We start from the raw sequence: 19,666 nt of genomic DNA, 5'->3' as shown, positions 1-19,666 counted from the left end.
TCACCCGGCGGTGGCGAGCACGGGAACGGGGAGGGAGTGGATGACCGATCCGACGATGGCGTCGGCCGTGACCCCGTCCGCCAGGGCCTCGTAGCTGACGACGATCCGGTGCCGCAGGACATCGGGTGCGAGCTCGAGGAGATCGTGGGGGAGGACGTAGTCGCGTCCCCGCACATGGGCGAGCGCCCGGGCGGCGAGCACGAGGTTGATGGATGCGCGCGGGCTCGCCCCGAATGTCACGTAGCGCGCGAGGTCGGGCAGGCCGACCCAACCCGGGTCGCGCGTGGCGCAGGCGAGGCGCACGGAGTAGTCGACGAGGGCAGGGTCGACGTAGACGAGCTCGACCTGCTCCTGCATCTGCTTCAGACGGCCGAGGTCGAGCACCGGAAGCGGTGGGGCGGGCGGGACGAGGGCGCGCTGGACGATCGCGTGCTCCTCCACGGGGGAGGGGTAGCCGACCACGATCTTCAGCATGAAGCGGTCGACCTGGGCCTCGGGGAGGGGATACGTCCCCTCCGACTCGACCGGGTTCTGCGTGGCGAGCACGAGGAACGGGTCGGCGAGTGGGTGGGTCTCGCGTCCGATGGTGACCTGCCGTTCCTGCATAGCCTCGAGGAGGGCGCTTTGGACTTTGGCCGGCGCCCGGTTGATCTCATCCGCGAGCAGGAGGTTGGTGAAGACGGGTCCGCGCTCGACCTGGAACTCGCCCGTTCTCTGGTTGTAGACGCGCGTGCCGGTGAGATCGGCCGGTACGAGGTCCGGCGTGAACTGCACGCGGTGGAAGGTGCCGCCGACGGCCTGGGCGAGCGACTTCACCGCGAGGGTCTTCGCGAGGCCTGGGACGCCCTCGACCAGGACGTGGCCGCGCGCGAGAAGGGCGACCAGCAGGCGTTCGAGCAGGGCATCCTGCCCTACGATCGTCTTCTTCACCTCGTAGAGCACCCGTTCGAGCGGCGTCCCGCCCGCCGGATCGATGGGTGCGCCGTTCGTGTGGTCGTGCGGATCGCTCATAGCTGCGGCCCTTCCTCGCCGCCGGATCCTCCGACGGCGCTCGTGATCGGGACGGCAAGGCCGATCCCGGAGAACACGTCGTCGCCGTCCGAGCTGAGGAGGGCGACGACGATGCCGACGACGGTGCCGTCGGAACGGACGAGGGGGCCGCCTGAGCTCCCCGGGTTGACGGCGGCGTCGAATTGGATGAGGCCGGACAGGGCCGTGCCATCCTTGCTCGTCGTGCTCCGGTCCAGGCCAGAGACGACGCCGGTGCTCACGCTCCACGAGAGGCCGAGCGGTGTGCCGATGGCGATGACGTCCTCACCGGTCTCGAGGTCGCTCGAGTCGCCGATCGTCGCGGGGACGAGCGTTTCGGGAAGGGTGTCCACAGTCAGCGTCGCGATGTCGGTCGCGGCGTCCGACGACGCGACGGATGCGGACGCCGTCGTCCCGTCGCTGAAGGTCACGGTGATCTCCGACGCGCCGTCGACGACGTGGAGGGCCGTCATGATGCCGCCATCCGTCGTCACGATCACGCCGGATCCGATGCCGCCCTCCGTCTTGATCACGACGACGGACGGTGTGACGGCCGCGTACAGCTCGGAGGTGGTGGGGTCGGCGGTCTCGGACGGGGTCGGCGTCGGGGTGGCCGTTGCCTCCGCCTGGTCGGTTCCCGTACCCATGTGGTAGGCGAAGGCCGCTGTGCAGACGAGGAGGATGGCGACGACGAGCGCCGTCGCGAGGCGCCGTCGAGCGCTGCGTGCGGGGGCGCCTGCGGATCCGTTCCCGGAGTCCGCGCCGTCGGAGGCACTCGTCATACGGGGGAAGGTAGGCCTGTTTCCGATGGATCGCCTATGTTCTGCGTGGGCTGCTCCTGTCAGCTGCCACTGCCGGGCCGCGGATCCGCTCCTCCGAACGCGACCACGCGGTCCCACATCCAGTCGGTGAAGCTCGGCGCGACCTCCCGGTCATCCTCCCCGACGCGCCGGCGGTACAGCCGCCCGGCGGTGCCCTCGAAGAGGTACGCCCCGGCATCGTCGGTGAGGATCTGCGTGAAGTACTCGGCCTCGGCATCCCACTGCGGCCAGGCCTCGGGTTGCCGCTCGATCGCGTCGTTCATCTCGGCTATCTCAGCCGCCGACATCAGCCGGAACGCCGTGCCGTCCCCCCACAGCCCGCCGCTGCCGGGCTCCTGCCCATCGTGCCAGGCGAGCAGCTTGGCCTCGCCGTCGCTCGCCCTCGCAGCCTCCCGGCCGAGGGGCGGGCGCAGCGAGCGCGCGAGCTCCTCCGGCAACACCTCCTCCAGCGCGGCGAGCGCCTCGGCGAGGCCGACTCCGAAGAACCTGTCGCGCAGGATGCGCCACGCGATCTCCCCCATGCCGATGTGCCGCAGCAGGCCCATCGTCGCGTCGCCCCGCTCGATGGGGTCGAGGAATCCACGGGCGACGACGAGCCCGCTCTGCGCGACCTCGTTGGTCGGATCCTCGCGCAGCACGCGCCGCAGCAACTCCTCCGCTTCGCGCGGGCGGTAGTCGTAGAGGTACGCATACGCCAGGGCGGTGGCGATGATGGGCTCGCTCGGATCCGCCGCGATCGCCTCCTCCGCGGCGACGAGGAAGCGGTCCGCGGGCGCGCCCGAGGCGAGCAGACGCAGCGCGCGCTGCCCGAGCGCGCCCGGGTGCTGCTCCGGGTCGGTCCTCGCGCACAGCTCGACGGCGTCGTCGAGCTCGCGCCAGCCCTCCTCGGGTCCCGCGACGAACGCCAGCGCGCTGGCGTGGTCCATGAGGTCGAGCCAATCGACCTCAGGGGTTTCCCGTAGCACGATGTCGGCGAGGCGCAGCGACTCCGGATAGTTCCCCTCGCTGAACTCGAGATCGCGCAGCTTCTTGGCGGCGTTGACGTACTGGCGGTCGCGCCGGCCCATCAGCTCCCGCAGCAGCCGCCGAGCCTCGTCGACCTCACCGCAGGCTTCGCGGTGCATTGCCAGCAGGATGATCATGTCGGTGAAGGTCGGCTCCCGCGCCAGCACGCTCTGAGCGAGCTGCGCGATCCGCGGATGGTCGAGCCGGAAATCCGAGAGCTCCCACGCGAGATCGCGATCCCGTTCGGTTGCCGCGCGCTCGATCGGCCCGGTCTCCTGCGTCCCGCTGTTGGCCTCGACGCTCATCGTGCGTCTCCGGATATGCTCGCGCCCTGCCGCGGATCCTCGCCGCCGAACGCCACCACCCGATCCCACACCCAGTCGGCCAGGCTCGGGGCCGCCTCCCGCACCTGGCCGTCCGCGCCCCGGCGGAACAGGCGCCTGGCAAAGCCCTCGAACCAGTAAGCTCCCGCGTCGTCGGTGGCGATCAGCGTGTAGTACCCATCGTCGGCGGCCCACTCCGGCCACGCCGCGGGATCCCGCGCGATCGACGCCTCCATCTCGTCGATCTCCTGCGACGACAGCAGCCGGAACGGCTCCGCGAGCCCCCAGGCCGCTCCGCTCCCGGGATCTTGCCCGTCGTGCCAGCCGAGCAGCGTCACCTCGCCTTGCGTGTCACGGGTGCTCGCCCGGCCGAGGCGCCCGCGCAGCACGCGCACCAGCGCACGCGGCAGCACCCTGGTCAGCGCGGCGAGCGCCTCCTCCAGGCCGGTGTCGAACATTTGATCGCACATCATGCGCCACGCAGCCTCGCCCATGCCGGCGCGGCGGAAGTCGTCGATCGTGGCGTCGCCGCGCTCGATGGGGTCCAGGAACCCCCGCACCATGGTCATACCGCCCTGCGCGATCGTGTTGGTGGGATCCTCCCGCAGCACGCGCAGCAGCAGGGTCTCCGCCTCCTCCATTCGATAGTGGAACATGTAGGCGTACGCGAGTGCGGTCGACAGCATCGGTTCCGCGGGGTTCGCGGCGATCGCCTCCTCGGCGGCGAGGAGGAAGCGGTGCGGCGGCGCGCCCGTCGACAGGAAGCGCGCCGCACGCTGGGCGAGCGCGCGCGGGTAGCGCTCGGGATCGGTGCGCGCGCTGAGCTCGACGGCCTCGTCGGTCACCCGCCAGCCCGCCTCGCGTTCGCCCGTGTAGACAAGAGCGGTCGCGAGCACCATGCGGTCCATCCAGCCGGCCTCCGGGTCCTCACGCAGCACCGCTTCGGCGAGCCCCAGCGACTCCCCATACTCCTTGTCGCCGTACTCGAGGTCTCGCAGGATCCTGAGGGCGTTCAGGTACTGACGATCCCGCAGTCCCAGCAGATCTCGCAGCAGGCGCTTGGCCTCGTCGTTGTCGCCGCAGGCACTCCGGTGCAGCGCGAGCAGCACGATCATCCCGGTGAAGGCCGGCTCCCGGGCCAGCACGCTCTGCGCGAGCTCCGGGATGCGCCGGTGGGTGGGCTTCGCCTCGAACAGCTCCCAGGCGAGGTCGCGATCGTGCTCGATCGCCGCGCGCTGGACATCGATCGGATCGACGCCGGGTTCGGGAGCCGGGACCGAGATCCCCCGCCGGCCGAACGGACTCCGCCGGGTCATCGCATCCCGTGCTTCACTCGGTAGGCCCGCAGCTGCTCGAACGTGCCGTCGTCGACGCCGTACTCGATGACGGGAGCCACTTGGTCGAACCACGTGGTCGTCGACGGGGTGATGCCGGCCGCCGCCTCGAGCAGCGACTTGGTGGTCACGGGCACGATCGATCCCGCGCTCATCGACGCCTGCAGGGACTGCTGCAGTGCGATCTTCGCGACCTGCGCGATGTCGGCCCCCGAGAAGCCCTCGGTCGCGGCGGCGATGGAAGGGATGTCGACGTCGTCCACCGGCTTGCCCTCCAGCGCGCCCTGCAAGATCGCGGCGCGCGCCATCGCGTCGGGGGGCAGCACGAGCACCGTCTTGTCGATGCGGCCGGGGCGCCTGAGTGCGGGATCGATGTCCCACGGGCGATTGCTCGCGGCGAGGAAGTACACGCCGTCGTTCTCACTGGTGACGCCGTCGAGTTCCTCGAGCAACTGGGTCACGATCATGCGCATCGATTGCGAGCCCCCGCCGCCCGAGGTGCGGCGCCCGCCGAGGGCGTCGAACTCGTCGAAGAAGATCACGCAGGGCGCGGCGGCGCGGGCGTCGCGGAACACGCTCTGGACGGCCTTCTCGCTGTCGCCGATCCACTTGCTCAGCAGATCCGCGAGTGTGACGTGGATGAATGAGGCGCCCAGGTCGCCCGCGATCGCCCTCGCGATGAACGTCTTGCCGCAGCCGGGCGGGCCGTACATCAGCAGCGACCCTCCCGGCGTCTGGCCGAACGCGGCCGCCAGTTCCGGGTTGCGCAGCGGGGCCAGGAAGGTGGAATCGATGTGCTGTTTGACCTCGGCGAGGCCTGCGACGTCGGCCAGTGTCACGGCGGGGCGCTCGGCGTCCCAGAGGCCAGGCTGGCGCACCTCCTGCTCGACGGCGTCGCCCGCTGCCTGATCCCCCACCTCCGCGGACCCGGAGCGCAGTCGGGTCGCCATCAGACGCGCTCGCAGCAGGCGCGCGCGCCCGGCGTCGCCGCCGCTCGCCTCGAAGACCGATATCTCCTGCCCAGCGCGATCGGGGTCATGCCGCAGCAGCAGTGTGATGAAGTCCTCGCGGAGCGTGAGGTTCTGCGGATCCTGCTCCACCTCAGCTGCGATCACCTCGAGGAAGTCATCGTCCTGCGCCATTCCGCCCGCCCCTCCGCCGAACCGATCCCTCGATTCTGTCAGGCTTCGAGCAAGAAGCGCGTCCAGGGTTCCGGCGACGTGGGCGCGCACTCCGTGCCCTCTCCACCGCGAGCGTCGTGAGCGTCAGCCCGCCGCCGCAAGAGGATTGCGCCAGGCCCGAACCTCGACCAAGGGCGGTCCCTTGGTCGAGGTTCACACCTGACCCCTTTGGGGTGAGTAACGGGACTTGAACCCGCGACCCCCTGGACCACAACCAGGTGCTCTACCAACTGAGCTATACCCACCATGTGTCCGTGGCCGGACAACCACACGATTCTCTCACACGGACGGGGGGTGAGCGGACACGACAGAGGCGGCGGCCGCACGCGCGTCGTCGCTTGTCGGCCCGGGCTCGGGCACAAACACCGCCCGGCGGTAGTAGGCGAGCTCGCGGATCGACTCCAGGATGTCGGCAAGCGCCCGGTGGCCACCGTCTTTGGCGGGTGCGTGAATATAGGCGCGCGGGTACCACCGGCGTGACAATTCCTTGATCGACGACACGTCGACGTTGCGGTAGTGCAGCCAGCGGTCGACGCGCGGCATGTACTTGGCCAGGAACATGCGGTCGGTGCCGATCGTGTTGCCGGCGAGCGGGGCTTTGCCTTCGAGCGGGACGAAGCGCTGGATGTACTCGAGGGCCTGGAACTCGGCGTCCGCCAGGCTCACGCCGTGGGGGATCTCGTCCAAGAGCCCGGAGGAGCGATGCATATCCGTGACGAACTCGTTCATGTGCTCGAGCGCCGACGCGTCGGGCTTGATCACGATCTGGAAGCCGGGGTCAACCGGCCGCAGCTCGAAGTCGGTCACGACGACCGCGATCTCGACCAGCTCGTCGACTTCGAGGTCGAGGCCGGTCATCTCGCAGTCGATCCACACCAGTCGGTCGTTGTCTGAGGTGCCCACCATGTGCCCCCGACAGGATTCGAACCTGTGACCAACGGATTAGAAGGCCGCTGCTCTATCCACTGAGCTACGGAGGCGCACCCCCAGGGTACGCGATGGCCGTACTCCGGCGAGGAAGGCGGGGCCCTGGCCAACGCGGTGGCCGCTGCGTCGCGCCGATGCCACTGAGAGCAGCGAGGCGTCACCGCAAGCACGCGACGGCGTCGTCGGGCGACCAGAAGTCGCCGAGGTCGCGGAAGCGCGCCGTCGGCGCGTGGAAGCGGCGCGCGCGGTAGCGCAGGCCGAGCGGATGGGCGACGGCTTGCAGGTGCCCGATCACCCGGCCCGTGTGGTCAAGCACACGCCACAGGTCGTCGGCTGCGCGGGCGAGCGAGACGCCGCGGGCGGCTGGGAGCGCGGGAGCGGAGAGAGGCAGCGACGCGCAGGCATCCGTCCGCTCCTCGAGGTCGACGAAGCTGGTCATTTCTGGGTCTCCTTCCCTTCAATTCGAAGATATATACGACCTCCGACATTCGATCCGCGCTCGGAACACACAGCGCGGGCGTAGCCTTGAGGCTGTCGTCGCAAGCCACGCGCCCCGCGGCGCAGAAGGAGTGAACATGCAGACTTTCGTCCTCGCCGGCGGGTGCTTCTGGTGCCTGGACGCCGCCTACCGCGCGCTGCGCGGAGTGAGCTCCGTCGTGGCGGGCTACACGGGCGGGGAAGCGCCAAACCCGAGCTACGAGCTCGTGTGCACGGGCGCGACCGGCCACGCCGAGGCGGTTGCCGTGGCCTTCGACCCCGACGTGATCCCGTCAGAGGTCATTCTCGACGCGTACTTCACGATGCACGACCCCCGCCAGCTGAATCGACAAGGCGGGGATGTCGGCACGCAGTACCGCAGCGCGATGTTCTATCGCGACGACGCGCAGCGAGCGCTCTTCGAGGCGGCGCGCGAGCGCGCGTCGGAATGGTGGGATGGCGGGCTGGTCACCACGATCGAGCCGCTCGGCGGCTTCTATCCCGCCGAGGATTACCACCAGGACTTCTTCGCGAAGAACCCGACGCAGGGGTATTGCCTCGCCGTGGCCGTGCCGAAGGTGAACAAGGTGCGCGCGAGGTTCGCCGAGTACCTCGCCTGATTTTCCGCGGCGTCTGCTCCTGCACAGGCGGGAACGGTGGCGCCGACTGTCCACAGATCTCGCTTTCCTCGACCACGCCGCGTGCCCGCGGTCCAGGCTGAGGGTGCTCCGGCGCCTCGTGGCGGGCACTCGGGCGCCGGAGCAGTGGGGAAGGTCCCCAGTCACAGAGAGGACAGCGCCATGAACGAAACCATCACCGTCGTGGGTAACATCACGCAACCCGAGTACAAGGTCACCGCCGCCGGCGTTCCGATCCTGAACTTCCGCATCGCCAGCACGGTTCGCCGCTTCGACAGGGGCGAGGAGAAGTGGGTGGACGGCGCGACCAACTGGTTCAGCGTGTCAGTGTTCCGCCAGCTCGCCGAGCACGCGAACCGCTCTTTGCGAAAGGGAGACCGCGTTCTCGTGACGGGCCGCTTGCGGCTGCGCGACTGGGAGACGGCGGCGAAGAAGGGCGTGACCGCGGAGATCGACGCCGACGCGCTCGGCCACGACCTGCTGTGGGGGATGACGACGTTCCACCGCGACGGCGGGCCCGGGCGCGTGAGCGCGCCCGCGCAGGACCCCGAGTGGGGTGTGCCCGGCGACGACCGGCGAGCCGAGGGCGAGGCGAGCAGCGAGTGGCCGGTGGCGGCGATCGGCGACACGCCGGCGCAGCAGCCCGACGGGCCGCGAGGCGACGGGGCCGACGAGCCCGAGCTGGTCAGCGCCGGCGCCCACACGGACACGCCATTCTGACCAGGGGAGGGGGCGCACAGCGGACGCACGGGGCGGCGGCCCCTAGACTCTCCCCGTGTCCTCCCGCCGCCCCGACGCCCGCGCCCGCCGTCTCGGCGCGTGCGCGGCGGCGGCCCTCCTGGCCGTGGCGCTGATCGCGGGGTGCGCGGCCGAGCCTGTGGAGCCGACGGCTTCGACGCCCGCCTCTCCGACGCCGACGGTGAGCGAGACCCCCGTCAAGATCGCCCTCCACCCCGACGGCACGGCGGAGGACAACCTGCCGCTGTTCGCGCGGGTCGCCGCGAAAGTGTGGAAGTCGGGGTCCAAGGCCAAGGGCCGTGCGTACGTCGACGCGCTCGCGAAGGCGGGGTTCGACAAGTCGGACATGCAGGTCACGAAAGACACGACGACGATCGGCGAGCCGGCCGAGAGCATCCAGTTCTCCGTGCTGTGGGGAAAGGAGTGCCTGATCGGCCAGGTCGGCCCGGCGACCGGCAAGCCGGTGACCACGGTGATGCCCGCACTCCAGGGCAAGACCTGCCTCGTGGGCAAGACCCGCGAGATCGACTGGTGACGGCGAACTCGCCGCTTCGCCGCCGGTAGGCTTTTCCGTTATGGCTGAGTACATCTATCAGATGGTCCGCGCCCGCAAGGCCGTGGGCGACAAGGTGATCCTCGACGACGTCACGATGGCATTCCTGCCCGGCGCCAAGATCGGCGTGGTCGGCCCCAACGGGGCGGGGAAGTCGACGATCCTGAAGATCATGGCCGGGCTCGACCAGCCGTCCAACGGCGAGGCCAAGCTCTCGCCCGGGTACACCGTCGGCATCCTCATGCAGGAGCCCGAGCTGGACGAGGACAAGACCGTCCTCGAGAACGTGCAGCAGGGCGTCGGCCCCATCAAGCAGAAGCTTGACCGCTTCAACGAGATCTCCGAGCTCATGGCCGATCCCGACGCCGACTTCGACACCTTGCTCGCCGAGATGGGCACGCTGCAGGAGGAGATCGACGCGGCCGACGCGTGGGACCTGGACTCCCAGCTCGAGCAGGCGATGGACGCGCTGCGCACCCCGCCCTCCGACGCTCGCGTGGCGAACCTGTCGGGCGGCGAGAAGCGCCGCGTCGCGCTGTGCAAGCTGCTGTTGCAAAAGCCCGATCTGCTGCTGCTGGACGAGCCCACGAACCACCTCGACGCGGAAAGCGTGCTGTGGCTGGAGCAGCACCTCGCAAAGTACCCGGGCGCCGTGCTCGCCGTGACCCACGACCGGTACTTCCTCGACCACGTCGCGGAGTGGATCTGCGAAGTCGACCGGGGCCGGCTCTACCCCTACGAAGGCAACTACTCCACGTACCTGGAGAAGAAGCAGGAGCGTCTGCAGATCCAAGGCAAGAAGGACGCCAAGCTCGCCAAGCGGCTCGCGTCCGAGCTCGAGTGGGTGCGCAGCAACCAGAAGGGCCGGCAGGCGAAGTCCAAGGCGCGGCTCGCCCGCTACGAGGAGATGGCCGCGGAGGCCGACCGCACGCGCAAGCTCGACTTCGAGGAGATCCAGATCCCGCCGGGGCCGCGCCTCGGCCAGGTCGTGCTCGAGGCGAAGAGCCTGAAGAAGGGCTTCGACGGGCGCAGTCTCATCGACGGATTGAGCTTCTCGCTGCCGCGCAACGGAATCGTCGGCATCATCGGGCCCAATGGCGTCGGCAAGACCACCCTGTTCAAGACCATCGTCGGGCTCGAGCCCCTCGACGGCGGCGACCTCAAGATCGGCGAGACGGTGGAGATCTCGTACGTCGACCAGAGCCGCGGCGGCATCGACCCGAACAAGAACCTGTGGGAGGTCGTCTCCGACGGGCTCGACTTCATCCAGGTGGGCAAAGTCGAGATCCCGTCGCGGGCGTACGTCTCGCAATTCGGCTTCAAGGGGCCCGACCAGCAGAAAAAGGCGGGCGTCCTCTCCGGCGGCGAGCGCAACCGCCTGAACCTGGCTCTCACCCTCAAGCAGGGTGGCAACCTCCTGCTGTTGGACGAGCCGACCAACGACCTCGACGTCGAGACGCTCGGATCTCTGGAGAACGCCCTCCTGGAGTTCCCCGGCTGCGCCGTCGTCATCACCCACGACCGATGGTTCCTCGACCGAATCGCGACCCACATCCTCGCCTACGAGGGCACCGACGCCGAGCCTGACAAGTGGCACTGGTTCGAGGGCAACTTCGAGGCGTACGAGGAGAACAAGATCGCCCGTCTCGGGCCGGATGCCGCAAAGCCCCACCGCTTTGCCCACCGCAAGCTCACGCGCGACTGATGCGGCTCCACGTCCCGATCCACCTGCGCTGGGGCGACCTCGACGCGTTCAACCACGTCAACAACGTCGCCCTGCTGAAACTCCTCGAAGAGGCCAGGGTGCGGGCGTTCTGGCGGCCGGCGGCCGGTGAGGACGCCCCGCCCACGGCGGTGCTCGACCCGAGCCTGGGCGCCGGAGTGCTGACCCTCATCGCCCGTCAGGAGGTCGAGTACTACGCGCCCATCCCGTACCAGCGGCGCCCCCTGGATGTGCAGCTGTGGTTCGGTAAGCTCGGCGGGTCGAGCATCGAGGTGTGCTACGACGTGCTCAGCCCCGCAGACGCCGGCGGCGCGCAGATCCTGTACGCGCGCGCGTCCACCACGGTGGTGAAGGCGGACGGCGCGACCGGGCGGCCGCTGCGGATCTCGCCGCTCGAGCGCGCTGCGTGGGAGCCGTACCTCGAGGACACCGCCGAGTTCACGCACCGTCGGTGACCGCGTCGGGGACGCGCACCATGATCTCCTGCGCGACGTTGGCGAGCAGCTCGCCGTCGCGCGAGTACATGCGCCCCAGCGACAGGCCGCGCCCGCCGCGGGCACTCGGCGACTCTTGCACGTACAGCACCCACTCGTCGGCGCGGCCGAAGCGATGCCACCACATCGCGTGGTCGAGGCTCGCCAGGCGCAGGCCCGGTGTCGTCCAGGGCAGGCCGTGCGCGCGCAGCACGGGCTCTTGGATGGTGAGGTCGCTCATGTACGCCAGGGCGGCGCGGTGCGCGTTCGGCTCGTCGGGCAGCGGTCCGCGGGTGCGCAGCCACACCGCCTGCTGAGCCGCGCGGTCGGCCACCGACGCGTAGATCGGCGGCTGCACGTGGCGCAGGTCGACGGTGCGCTCGGTGAACAGCCGTTTGCTGAGCGGATGGACGCCGGCCAGCCGGTCCTCGAGATCGGGCAGGTCTTCAGGCTGCGGGATGCCGGAGGGCATCGGCGTGTGGTGCTCGACGCCGGGCCCCTCGTCTTGGAACGAGGCGATCGTGGAGAAGATCGGCACGCCGTCCTGGTACGCCTGCGTGCGCCGGGTCGAGAACGACCGGCCGTCGTGGACGCGGTCCACGGCGAAGGTGATCCCTTTGGTCGAGTCGCCCGGGCGCAGGAAGTAGCCGTGCATCGAGTGCACCACGCGGTCGGCGGGGGTTGTGCGCGCCGCGGCGACGAGCGATTGGGCGAGCACTTGGCCCCCGTACACGCGGCCCAGCGGCATGCGCTGCGAGACGCCCGTGAAGATGTCCTCGCTCGTCCGTGCGTCGGAGTCGGCCAGATCCAGCACGGCCAGCAGAGCCGCGATGCGGTTGGTGTCGGGGGTCACGTTGGTAGCTTAGGCGGGTGCCTGATCGCCTCCGGTTTTGCGACGACGAGACGGCCGTCGACGCCCTCACCTTCGCCCGGCGGGCGTCGCGGCTGGCCGAGGACGCGGTGCGGCTCCAGGCGACGGGGGGCGTGCTCGCGATGACGGCCGCGGCCCTCGCCCCTCGCGGCCTCGGCGATGCGACCCCCACGGTGCTGGGAATGCGGGCTGTCGCTGCCGATCCCGAGCTAGTGTGCGACATCGTGGTCGTGGCGTCGGCGCTGGAGGCCGACCCGCACGACGCGCGGCAACTCGTGCTGCCGGCCACCGGGCTCGCCCCCGCGTGGGCAGGCCTCGCGCCCCCGCGCGGCGGGTGGGCGGAGCGCGAGGCGGTGGATGCGGCGACGCTCGCCGCGAAGGCTCAGGGCGGAATGGCGCGCGTGGCCAGCGCGCTGCCTGCGGACCCCGGCGAGGACGTCGTGCGCGCCGTGCGCGCGGGCGTGTGGGGCGAGCCGGAGCCGGAGTTCGACGGCCTGCCGCTCGGCGTCGCGTTCGCGGCGGTCGCGCTGGGCTTCATCAGCGGGTCAGAGGCGGCGCGGGCGTTCACGAGCGGGCGGTGGACACGGCTCACGCTGCGACGCGGCCACGTGCTGGTGCGGGGGCCCGTGGCATCCGGGCTCACTCCGGTCCGCGCCACCGGCGGCGGGCTCTCCCGCTGACCCTCCGATTTCTCCAGATCAGGCCGTTTCGCGTGGTCAGGACGTTTCGCGGCGGATCGTCCTGACTGCGCCAGATCAGGAGATTTCGGACAAGCCGGATCGGCGCCCGGGAAGGACCGCTCAGACGGCGGCCGCAGCGGCGCGCCCTGCGGCGCGGCCGGAGAACATGCAGCCGCCGAGGAAGCTGCCCTCCAGCGCGCGGTACCCGTGCATCCCGCCGCCTCCGAAGCCTGCCGCCTCGCCGGCGGCGAACAGGCCGGGCACCGGTTCGCCGTTCGCGTCGAGCGCGCGCGAGTGCAGGTCGGTCTGGATGCCGCCGAGCGATTTCCGGGTGAGCACGTGCAGTTTCACCGCGATGAGCGGCCCGTTCGCCGGGTCGAGGATGCGGTGCGGAGCCGCGGCGCGGACCAGCCGGTCGCCGCGGAACGCGCGCGCCGCGCGCAGCAGCGCGATCTGCGCATCCTTCGTGAAGTCGTTCTCGACCTCCCGGTCGCGCGCCTCGATCTCCCGCACGACGCGGTCGGGGTCGAGCGCGTCGCCGCCGGGGAGGGCTTGCATGCCGGCGACGAGCTCGTCCAGCGACTCGCGCACGACGAAGTCGGCACCCTCGTCCATGAACGCCTGCACCGGGCCGGACGCGCCCTTCCCGAACCGCGATTTCAGCAGCAGGTGCAGGTCGCGGCCGGTGAGGTCGGGGTTCTGCTCGCTGCCCGAGAGCGTGAACTCCTTCTCGATGATCCTGCGGGAGAGCACGAACCACGAGTGGTCGTGCCCCGTGGCGCGCAAGTGCGCCAGAGTGCCGAGCGTGTCGTAGCCGGGAAACAGCGGCGTCGGCAGCCTTGCGCCGGTGGCATCCAGCCACACCGACGACGGCCCGGGCAGGATGCGCACGCCGTGATCGGCCCAGACGGGGGCGTGGTTCTGGATTCCCTCGACGTAGTGCCACATACGGTCGCCGCCGATCAGCCGGGCTCCCGCGTCCGCGGCGATCGACAGCAGGGAGCCGTCGACATAGGCCGGCACCCCGGCGAGCATCGACTTCGGAGGCGTGCCGAGCCGCTCGGGCCACTGCTCGCGCACCAGCTCGGGATTCCCGCCGATGCCGCCGGAGCAGACGACCGTGGCGCCGGCCGTGAGTTCGAACGACCCGACCACCTCGCGGGAGCTGGGCACTGCGCGGGCGGCGCCGGAGGGGGAGAGGATGTCGCCGGCGGCGCCGGTCACGGCGTTCCCCGTGCGGACGAGCTGGGTGACCTTGTGGCGGGGGAGCAAGATCAGCTGCCCTGCGGTCTCGGCCTTTTCCAGGGCGGCCTGGAACGGCGCCACGATCCCGGGGCCGGTGCCCCACGTGACGTGGAACCGCGGCACCGAGTTGCCCGGCCCGAGGGCCGTGTGCCCGCCGCGCTCGGCCCAGCCGACGACCGGGAAGAAGCCGATGGCGAGCTGGCGCAGCCAGGCGCGCTTCTCGCCGGCGGCGAACTCGAGGTACGCCTCCGCCCAGCTACGCGGCCAGGCATCCTCTTCCCGGTCGAAACCCGCCGTCGCGAACCAGTCCTGCCGGGCCAGCTCCAGCGAGTCCCTGATTCCGAGCCGCCGCTGTTCTGGCGAGTCCACCAGGAACAGCCCGCCGAACGACCACCACGCCTGGCCGCCGAAGTTCGTGCGGGGCTCCTGGTCGACGAGCACGACGCGCTTGCCCGCCGCGATCGCCTCGGAGGCGGCGACGAGCCCGGCAAGCCCCCAGCCGACCACCAGCACATCGGTGGAGAAAAGGCGGGGCGCCGTGGGTCCGGGCTTGGTGATCGCGGGCATGGTGGCTCCTCGGGGTGGCTCAGGCGGCCGGGTCGGCTGGCCGCGCCACCACGGTCAGCGGCGCGCTCTCGCGCCCTGCGGCCGCCGGGCCGATGCCGGCTGGCTCGAACGTGTTGACCATCGCGTGGGCGGCGCGCTGCAGGTAGTCCCACAGGGTCGCGTCGTGCAGCGGCGCCAGCTCGAGCTCGTCCACGGCGGCGCGCATGTGCGCGAGCCAGCGGTCGCGAGCGGCCGGGTCGATGTGGAACGGCGCGTGCCGCATCCGCAGCCGTGGGTGGCCGCGCCGCTGGCTGTAGGCGGCGGGGCCGCCCCAGTACTGCTCCAAGAACATCCGCAGCCGGTCGGCGGCGGGGCCCAGGTCCGCCTCGGGGTACATCGGCCGCAGCACGGGGTCGTCCGCGACGCCCCGGTAGAACGCGTCGACGAGCCGCGTGAACGTCTCGTGCCCGCCGACCTCGTCGTAGAAGCTGCGCGGCGCGTCGGCGGTCACGACGACTCCTCGCTGTCGTCCCCCTTGTCGGTCTTGGCCGACTTCTTGCCGGTCTTGCGCGGCTTCCAGACCGGGTTGTCGGGCGTGGCCGCAACGGGATTCGGCCGCGTCTTGGGCGGATTCGCGCCCCGCACGCGCTGGGCGCCCTCGAGCCCTTCCAGGGTGATCGAGCTGAGCGAGGGGAGCCGCACGCCATCCTCGTCGAGCGCGTTCTTGATGCGCATGCGCAGCTCGCGCGACACGTCGTCTTTGGCGTTGGGCCGCGTCTTCACGACGAGCCGGATGACGAGCGCGTCGCCGGAGACCGACTCCAGGCCCCACACCTCGGGCTGCTCGAGGATGCGGGTCTGCCACTTGGGCTCCTTGGCGAGCGCCGTCGCCGTGGCCAACAGCGTCCGCTCGACGGCGCCGATGTCGGCGTCCACCGGCACGGCGAGGTCGATGATCGACCGGGCCCACCCCATCGACATGTTGCCGATGCGCAGGATCTCGCCGTTGCGCACGTACCAGAGCGTCCCGTTGACATCGCGCACGTGGGTGATGCGCACGCTCACGTACTCGACGACGCCCGTCGCGAGGCCGAGGTCGACGACGTCGCCGATGCCCACTTGGTCTTCGGCGACGATGAAGATGCCGTTGAGCACGTCCTTGACGATGTTCTGCGCCCCGAAGCCGAGGCCCGCGCCGATTGCCGCGGTGAGCAAAGTGAGCGAGCCCACCACGTCGGGGGCGAACAGGTTCACGAGGAGCACGAGCGCGACCACGACGAGTGTGACGTTCGTGATGTTCTGCAGGATCGAGCCGAGCGTGCGCGTGCGCTGCACGAGCCGCACTTGCGACAGCGGGGAGGCCTCGATGGCGCGCGTGTCGTCCACTTTCGCGCGGTCTTTCGCGCGGGTGACGATGCGGTGCACGACGCGCCGGATGACCAGGCGCAGGATCCACGACAGCAGGACGCAGACGATGATGATGACCGCCGCGCCGACGAGCTTCCACCCGATGACCATGATCACGCTGAGCGCCTCCTCCCAGAAGGAGGCGGTCTTTTCGGCGAGCGGGACGAGAGCAAGGAACGGCATCAAGTCGATCCTAACGAGGGATGCCTCAGCGCCGGCTGAGTCCCACGCGCGGCTGTCGAGTTCGATTCGCCCGCTCAGTGAGCCGGTGGGAGCGGCTCGTCGTCCCCGACGAGGCCGAGCCGGTGGGCGAGGATGACGGCGTGCACCCGGTCGCGGGCGTCCACCTTCGCCAGCACGCGCCCGACGTGCGTCTTCACCGTCGACTCGCTGAGAAACAGCGCCTCGGCGATCTCGGTGTTCGTGAGGCCGCGGCCGATCGCGAGGAACACTTCGCGCTCGCGGTCGGTGAGCTCGGCGGTCGGATCCGGGCCGGGCCGTGCGGTGGTCCACCGCGTGCCCATCCGATCGATGAGCTGGCGTGTCACGCGTGGCGAGAGCGTGGCGTCGCCGCGGTGCACGGCGCGCACCGCCGCGACCAGCTCGTGGCGGCGCGCGTCCTTCAACAGGAACCCGCTGGCGCCGGCCTGCAGCGCCCCGAACGCGTACTCGTCGAGGTCGAAGGTGGTCAGCACGAGCACGCGGGCGCCGGGTGTTTCCGCGACGATGCGCTCGGTCGCGGCGATGCCGTCGACTCCCGGCATCCGCACGTCCATCAGGATGACGTCCGGGCGCAGCTGGCTCGCCAATCGCACGGCCTCCGCGCCATCGCCGGCGTCGCCGACGATCTCGATGTCGGGCTCGGCCTCCAGCACCAGGCGGAATCCGACGCGGATGAGCTCCTGGTCGTCCACGAGCAGGACCCGGATCGCCTCGGTCACGCGTCCTCCACCGGCACCGCGTCGGGGTCGATCGGGAGCTCCGCGTGCAGCAGCCAGCGCCCGTCGCCGACCGGTGCGGAGTGCAGCGAGCCGCCGACGTGCGTCGCGCGCTCGACCAGCCCGCGGATCCCGTAGCCGCCCGGCGCGGCACGGCGCGAGACCCCGTCGTTGGCGATCTCGATCCGCACGGCGGCGGGCGAGCGCTCGACGCGCACGCGGATATCGGTGGCCTCCGCGTGCCGCATGGCGTTGGTGAGCCCCTCCTGCACGATGCGGCCGGTGGCGTACTCGACGTGCGCTGGAGCGCTCGCGTCGCCCGACACCGTGAGGGTCACCGGATAGCCGGCGCGTTGCGCTGCGGCCACCGCGTCCTCCGGGCGCACCGGCTCTGAGGGCGCGAGCGGAGCCGCGGGGTCGTCGGCGCGGAGCACGCCGAGCATCGAGCGCATCTCGGCGAGCGCCTGCCGCGCCGTCGTCGCGGCCGCATCCATCGCCCCGCGGGCCCGATCGAGGTCGGCGGTCGCGCTGGCGCCCTCGGCCAGCGCCACGATCACGGTGAGCGAGTGCGAGACGATGTCGTGCATCTCGCGGGCGATGCGGGCGCGCTCCTCCGCGGCCGCGAGCTGGGCTTGCTGATTGCGCTCCACAAGCAGCTGGCGGGAGCGGTCGATGACGGCCTCCATATAGCGTCGGCGATTGCCGACGTTGACGCCCACGAGCGCGCCCAGCAGCGCCATCACGATCGTGTCGAGCACCGAGTTGGCCGCCACGTTGAACGACACGGCCTGCGTGCTGAGGGCGAGCAGGCCGATCAGCCCGACGGTGCCCGACAGCACGCCGAAGCCGATCCAGCACGCCCGATTCGACCGGTAGACCGCGAGCGAGTAGGTGGCGACCAGAAGCGATGGCGAGACCGAGGTGGACGGGATGAACAGCAGAGTGAGCTGGGTCGCCGCGGCCGCCACGAACGGCAGGATCGGCGCGCTTCGCCGCCACATCAGCAGAACGCACGTCGCGAGCACGAACACGACGGCCACCGTCGGCGCCGGCCACTCGACGCCAGCTGTGTCGGACTCCGACTCGCCGGTGGCCATGCGGTTGTAGGTCACGGCCGCCGCGACGGGCCCCACCGACAGCAGCAGGCAGACAAGGGCGAGCAGGACGTCCGTGAAACGCGGATGCCGCGCCCAGAACCGGCGGATGACCCCGGGCGGACGCGGCAGCCGCAGCTCGGCGTCCGGGAGGACGTCGAGACTGCGGCTGCGGGCGGTCGGCACGGTTCGACTCTAGGCGTCGCGCCGCTTACGCGTCGCGTGTGCGCAGCGCCATCCAGGCTGCGCCGATCGTGGCGACGACCCACGCGCCGAGCGTCGCGAGGGCGACGGGAGCGCTCAGGCCCCACTCGTCCTGTGGAGTGATCACGTTCTGCGACGCGGACATCGGCAGGTAGTGGCCGAGGTCGCCGAGCCAGGCCCATCCGCTCATCGAGGAGAAGACGCTGAAGACGAGTGGGAGCACGAACAGCAGTCCGATCGTGGCCGCGATGGCTCCCGCGCCGCCGCGTATCACGAAGCCGAAGCCGAGCCCGATGAGAGCGAACACCGACATGGACAGAGATGCCGCCAGCAGCGGCTGCCACGCGCCCTCGACGTCGCCCCACGGGAATGCGACGTCGATCCGCTGGAGGATCGGCGTGACGACGGCCGCGGCGACGAGGAAGATCGCCAACGACGCGACGAACATGAAGGCCGCGACGACGAGGGCCTTCGCCGCCAGCACGACGCCTCGCCGGGGCTCTGCCGCGAGCGTGGAGCGGATCATGCCGGTGGAGTACTCCCCGGTGACCGCGATGACGCCGAGGATGCCGGCGAGCAGCATGGTGAACTGCACCCCCGAGACCACGGTGAGGATGGCGGGGAAGTCGTCGTCGATCGTGGAGGCGATGAGCGTGGCGATGCCGATCGTCAGCACGGCGACGAGCCCGATCGACCACCACGTCGAGCGGAGGGTGGCGAGCTTGAGCCACTCGCTGCGCACGAGGCGCGGGAAGCTCAAGCGGTAGGGCGAGGGCGGGATGTGGGTGGCCCGGGCGAGCGCGGGCGCGGCGGCGGTGGTCATGAGATCTCCTTGGACTTGTACTCGACGGATTCGCCGGTGAGGGCGAGGTAGGCGTCTTCGAGCGAGCCGGCGCTCGGGCTGAGCTCGTGGACAGGGATGCGCAGATCAGCGGCCAGGTCGCCGATGCGCGCGGCCGGGACGCCCGTCACGTCGAATGCCTCGGGGCCGGTCGTGGTGATCGCGACCGCGGGGCCGGCGAGCGCGGCCGACAGCTCGGCCGCGCGCGGGCTGCGCACGCGGATCGTGGTCTCCGTCCACGCGCGCACGAGGTCGTCGATGGGCGCGTCGGCGAGGACTCTGCCGCGCCCCAGCACGATGACGTGGTCGGCGGTCTGCGACATCTCGCTCATGAGGTGGCTCGACAGCAGCACGGTGCGGCCCTCGGCGGCGACGCGCCGCACGAACTGGCGCACCCACCGCACGCCCTCGGGGTCGAGGCCGTTGACCGGCTCGTCGAGGATGAGCGTGTGCGGGTCGCCGAGGAGGGCGGCCGCGATGCCGAGCCGCTGGCCCATGCCCAGCGAGAACTTCCCGGCGCGCTTGCGGGCCACCGTGTCGAGCCCGGTGAGCCCGATCACCTCGTCGACGCGGCGATTCGGGATGCCGTGGGTGGCCGCCATGGCCCGCAAGTGGTTG

The 19,666-nt window shown here is 70.8% G+C and carries 21 protein-coding genes and 2 tRNA genes; 6 read left to right on the top strand and 17 right to left on the bottom strand.

Annotated features, from left to right (window positions below; genetic code table 11):
* The 9 genes from QM611_RS05805 to QM611_RS05765 form a co-directional block, all read right to left on the bottom strand.
* Positions 1–1,011 (bottom strand): AAA family ATPase, encoded by a 1,011-nt coding sequence (locus QM611_RS05805; protein WP_415078957.1) that lies wholly within the window; start codon positions 1,009–1,011, stop codon positions 1–3.
* Positions 1,008–1,811: a S1C family serine protease gene (locus tag QM611_RS05800; RefSeq protein ID WP_415078956.1), complete on the bottom strand. Its 804-nt coding sequence runs from the start codon at positions 1,809–1,811 to the stop codon at positions 1,008–1,010. Before QM611_RS05800 ends, QM611_RS05805 begins: the two co-directional genes overlap by 4 nt.
* Before the next feature lie 59 nt (positions 1,812–1,870).
* Positions 1,871–3,160: a tetratricopeptide repeat protein gene (locus tag QM611_RS05795; protein WP_415078955.1), complete on the bottom strand. Its 1,290-nt coding sequence runs from the start codon at positions 3,158–3,160 to the stop codon at positions 1,871–1,873.
* Complete coding sequence (locus QM611_RS05790) at positions 3,157–4,494, bottom strand: hypothetical protein (RefSeq protein ID WP_415078954.1); 1,338 nt, start codon at positions 4,492–4,494, stop codon at positions 3,157–3,159. The genes QM611_RS05795 and QM611_RS05790 overlap by 4 nt, the downstream gene beginning before the upstream one ends.
* The gene (locus QM611_RS05785) at positions 4,491–5,654 is read right to left on the bottom strand and encodes an ATP-binding protein (RefSeq protein WP_415078953.1); all 1,164 of its coding nucleotides are present in this window, start codon (positions 5,652–5,654) and stop codon (positions 4,491–4,493) included. Before QM611_RS05785 ends, QM611_RS05790 begins: the two co-directional genes overlap by 4 nt.
* A gap of 208 nt (positions 5,655–5,862) precedes the next feature.
* Positions 5,863–5,938: transfer RNA gene (locus QM611_RS05780), tRNA-His, on the bottom strand.
* 34 nt (positions 5,939–5,972) lie between these two features.
* A complete protein-coding gene (orn, locus tag QM611_RS05775) occupies positions 5,973–6,599 on the bottom strand; it encodes an oligoribonuclease (protein WP_415078952.1) in 627 nt (208 codons plus the stop codon).
* 1 nt (position 6,600) lies between these two features.
* A tRNA-Arg gene (locus tag QM611_RS05770) sits at positions 6,601–6,673 on the bottom strand.
* A gap of 104 nt (positions 6,674–6,777) precedes the next feature.
* Positions 6,778–7,059, bottom strand: coding sequence for a hypothetical protein (locus tag QM611_RS05765; protein WP_415078951.1), 282 nt, complete (start codon positions 7,057–7,059; stop codon positions 6,778–6,780).
* A 136-nt stretch (positions 7,060–7,195) separates the two neighbouring features.
* Between QM611_RS05765 and msrA the strand changes: the two genes are divergently transcribed.
* The 5 genes from msrA (at position 7,196) to QM611_RS05740 (ending at position 11,204) form a co-directional block, all read left to right on the top strand.
* Positions 7,196–7,717 (top strand): peptide-methionine (S)-S-oxide reductase MsrA, encoded by a 522-nt coding sequence (msrA, locus tag QM611_RS05760; RefSeq protein ID WP_415078950.1) that lies wholly within the window; start codon positions 7,196–7,198, stop codon positions 7,715–7,717.
* Between the two features lie 180 nt (positions 7,718–7,897).
* A complete protein-coding gene (gene ssb / locus QM611_RS05755; RefSeq protein ID WP_415078949.1) occupies positions 7,898–8,455 on the top strand; it encodes a single-stranded DNA-binding protein in 558 nt (185 codons plus the stop codon).
* Positions 8,456–8,510: 55 nt separating this feature from the next.
* Positions 8,511–9,008 carry a DUF6993 domain-containing protein gene (locus QM611_RS05750; protein WP_415078948.1) on the top strand — a complete coding sequence of 166 codons (498 nt, stop codon included), beginning with the start codon at positions 8,511–8,513 and terminating at the stop codon, positions 9,006–9,008.
* Positions 9,009–9,048: 40 nt separating this feature from the next.
* Positions 9,049–10,731, top strand: a complete 1,683-nt coding sequence (ettA, locus tag QM611_RS05745; protein ID WP_415078947.1) for an energy-dependent translational throttle protein EttA — start codon at positions 9,049–9,051, stop codon at positions 10,729–10,731.
* On the top strand, positions 10,731–11,204 hold the full coding sequence (locus tag QM611_RS05740) for an acyl-CoA thioesterase (protein WP_415078946.1): 474 nt from the start codon (positions 10,731–10,733) through the stop codon (positions 11,202–11,204). Before ettA ends, QM611_RS05740 begins: the two co-directional genes overlap by 1 nt.
* On the opposite strand, the gene QM611_RS05735 is transcribed toward QM611_RS05740, so the two are convergent.
* Positions 11,188–12,075 (bottom strand): acyl-CoA thioesterase, encoded by an 888-nt coding sequence (locus QM611_RS05735; protein WP_415078945.1) that lies wholly within the window; start codon positions 12,073–12,075, stop codon positions 11,188–11,190. The two genes, QM611_RS05740 and QM611_RS05735, sit on opposite strands and share 17 nt — an antisense overlap.
* A gap of 17 nt (positions 12,076–12,092) precedes the next feature.
* On the opposite strand from QM611_RS05735, the gene QM611_RS05730 reads away from it, so the two are divergent.
* On the top strand, positions 12,093–12,773 hold the full coding sequence (locus tag QM611_RS05730; protein ID WP_415078944.1) for a hypothetical protein: 681 nt from the start codon (positions 12,093–12,095) through the stop codon (positions 12,771–12,773).
* A 120-nt stretch (positions 12,774–12,893) separates the two neighbouring features.
* On the opposite strand, the gene QM611_RS05725 is transcribed toward QM611_RS05730, so the two are convergent.
* The 7 genes from QM611_RS05725 to QM611_RS05695 form a co-directional block, all read right to left on the bottom strand.
* Entirely contained in the window at positions 12,894–14,585 is a 1,692-nt protein-coding gene (locus QM611_RS05725; RefSeq protein WP_415078943.1) for an FAD-binding dehydrogenase, read from the bottom strand.
* A gap of 19 nt (positions 14,586–14,604) precedes the next feature.
* Positions 14,605–15,075, bottom strand: a complete 471-nt coding sequence (locus tag QM611_RS05720; RefSeq protein ID WP_415078942.1) for a globin — start codon at positions 15,073–15,075, stop codon at positions 14,605–14,607.
* A complete protein-coding gene (locus QM611_RS05715) occupies positions 15,072–16,154 on the bottom strand; it encodes a mechanosensitive ion channel family protein (protein ID WP_415078941.1) in 1,083 nt (360 codons plus the stop codon). The genes QM611_RS05720 and QM611_RS05715 overlap by 4 nt, the downstream gene beginning before the upstream one ends.
* 74 nt (positions 16,155–16,228) lie before the next feature.
* Positions 16,229–16,912, bottom strand: coding sequence for a response regulator (locus QM611_RS05710; RefSeq protein ID WP_415078940.1), 684 nt, complete (start codon positions 16,910–16,912; stop codon positions 16,229–16,231).
* Positions 16,909–18,189 carry a sensor histidine kinase gene (locus QM611_RS05705; RefSeq protein WP_415078939.1) on the bottom strand — a complete coding sequence of 427 codons (1,281 nt, stop codon included), beginning with the start codon at positions 18,187–18,189 and terminating at the stop codon, positions 16,909–16,911. The genes QM611_RS05710 and QM611_RS05705 overlap by 4 nt, the downstream gene beginning before the upstream one ends.
* A 25-nt stretch (positions 18,190–18,214) precedes the next feature.
* Positions 18,215–19,030, bottom strand: a complete 816-nt coding sequence (locus QM611_RS05700) for an ABC transporter permease (protein WP_415078938.1) — start codon at positions 19,028–19,030, stop codon at positions 18,215–18,217.
* A partial coding sequence (locus tag QM611_RS05695; protein ID WP_415078937.1) for an AAA family ATPase occupies positions 19,027–19,666 on the bottom strand: 640 nt, incomplete at its 5' end. The genes QM611_RS05695 and QM611_RS05700, both read right to left, overlap by 4 nt.

Source organism: Microbacterium sp., assembly GCF_047606685.1.
Classification (GTDB): domain Bacteria; phylum Actinomycetota; class Actinomycetes; order Actinomycetales; family Microbacteriaceae; genus Microbacterium.
The sequence above is the reverse complement of the archived record's forward strand: the minus strand, read 5'-3'. Positions and strand labels throughout refer to the sequence as shown.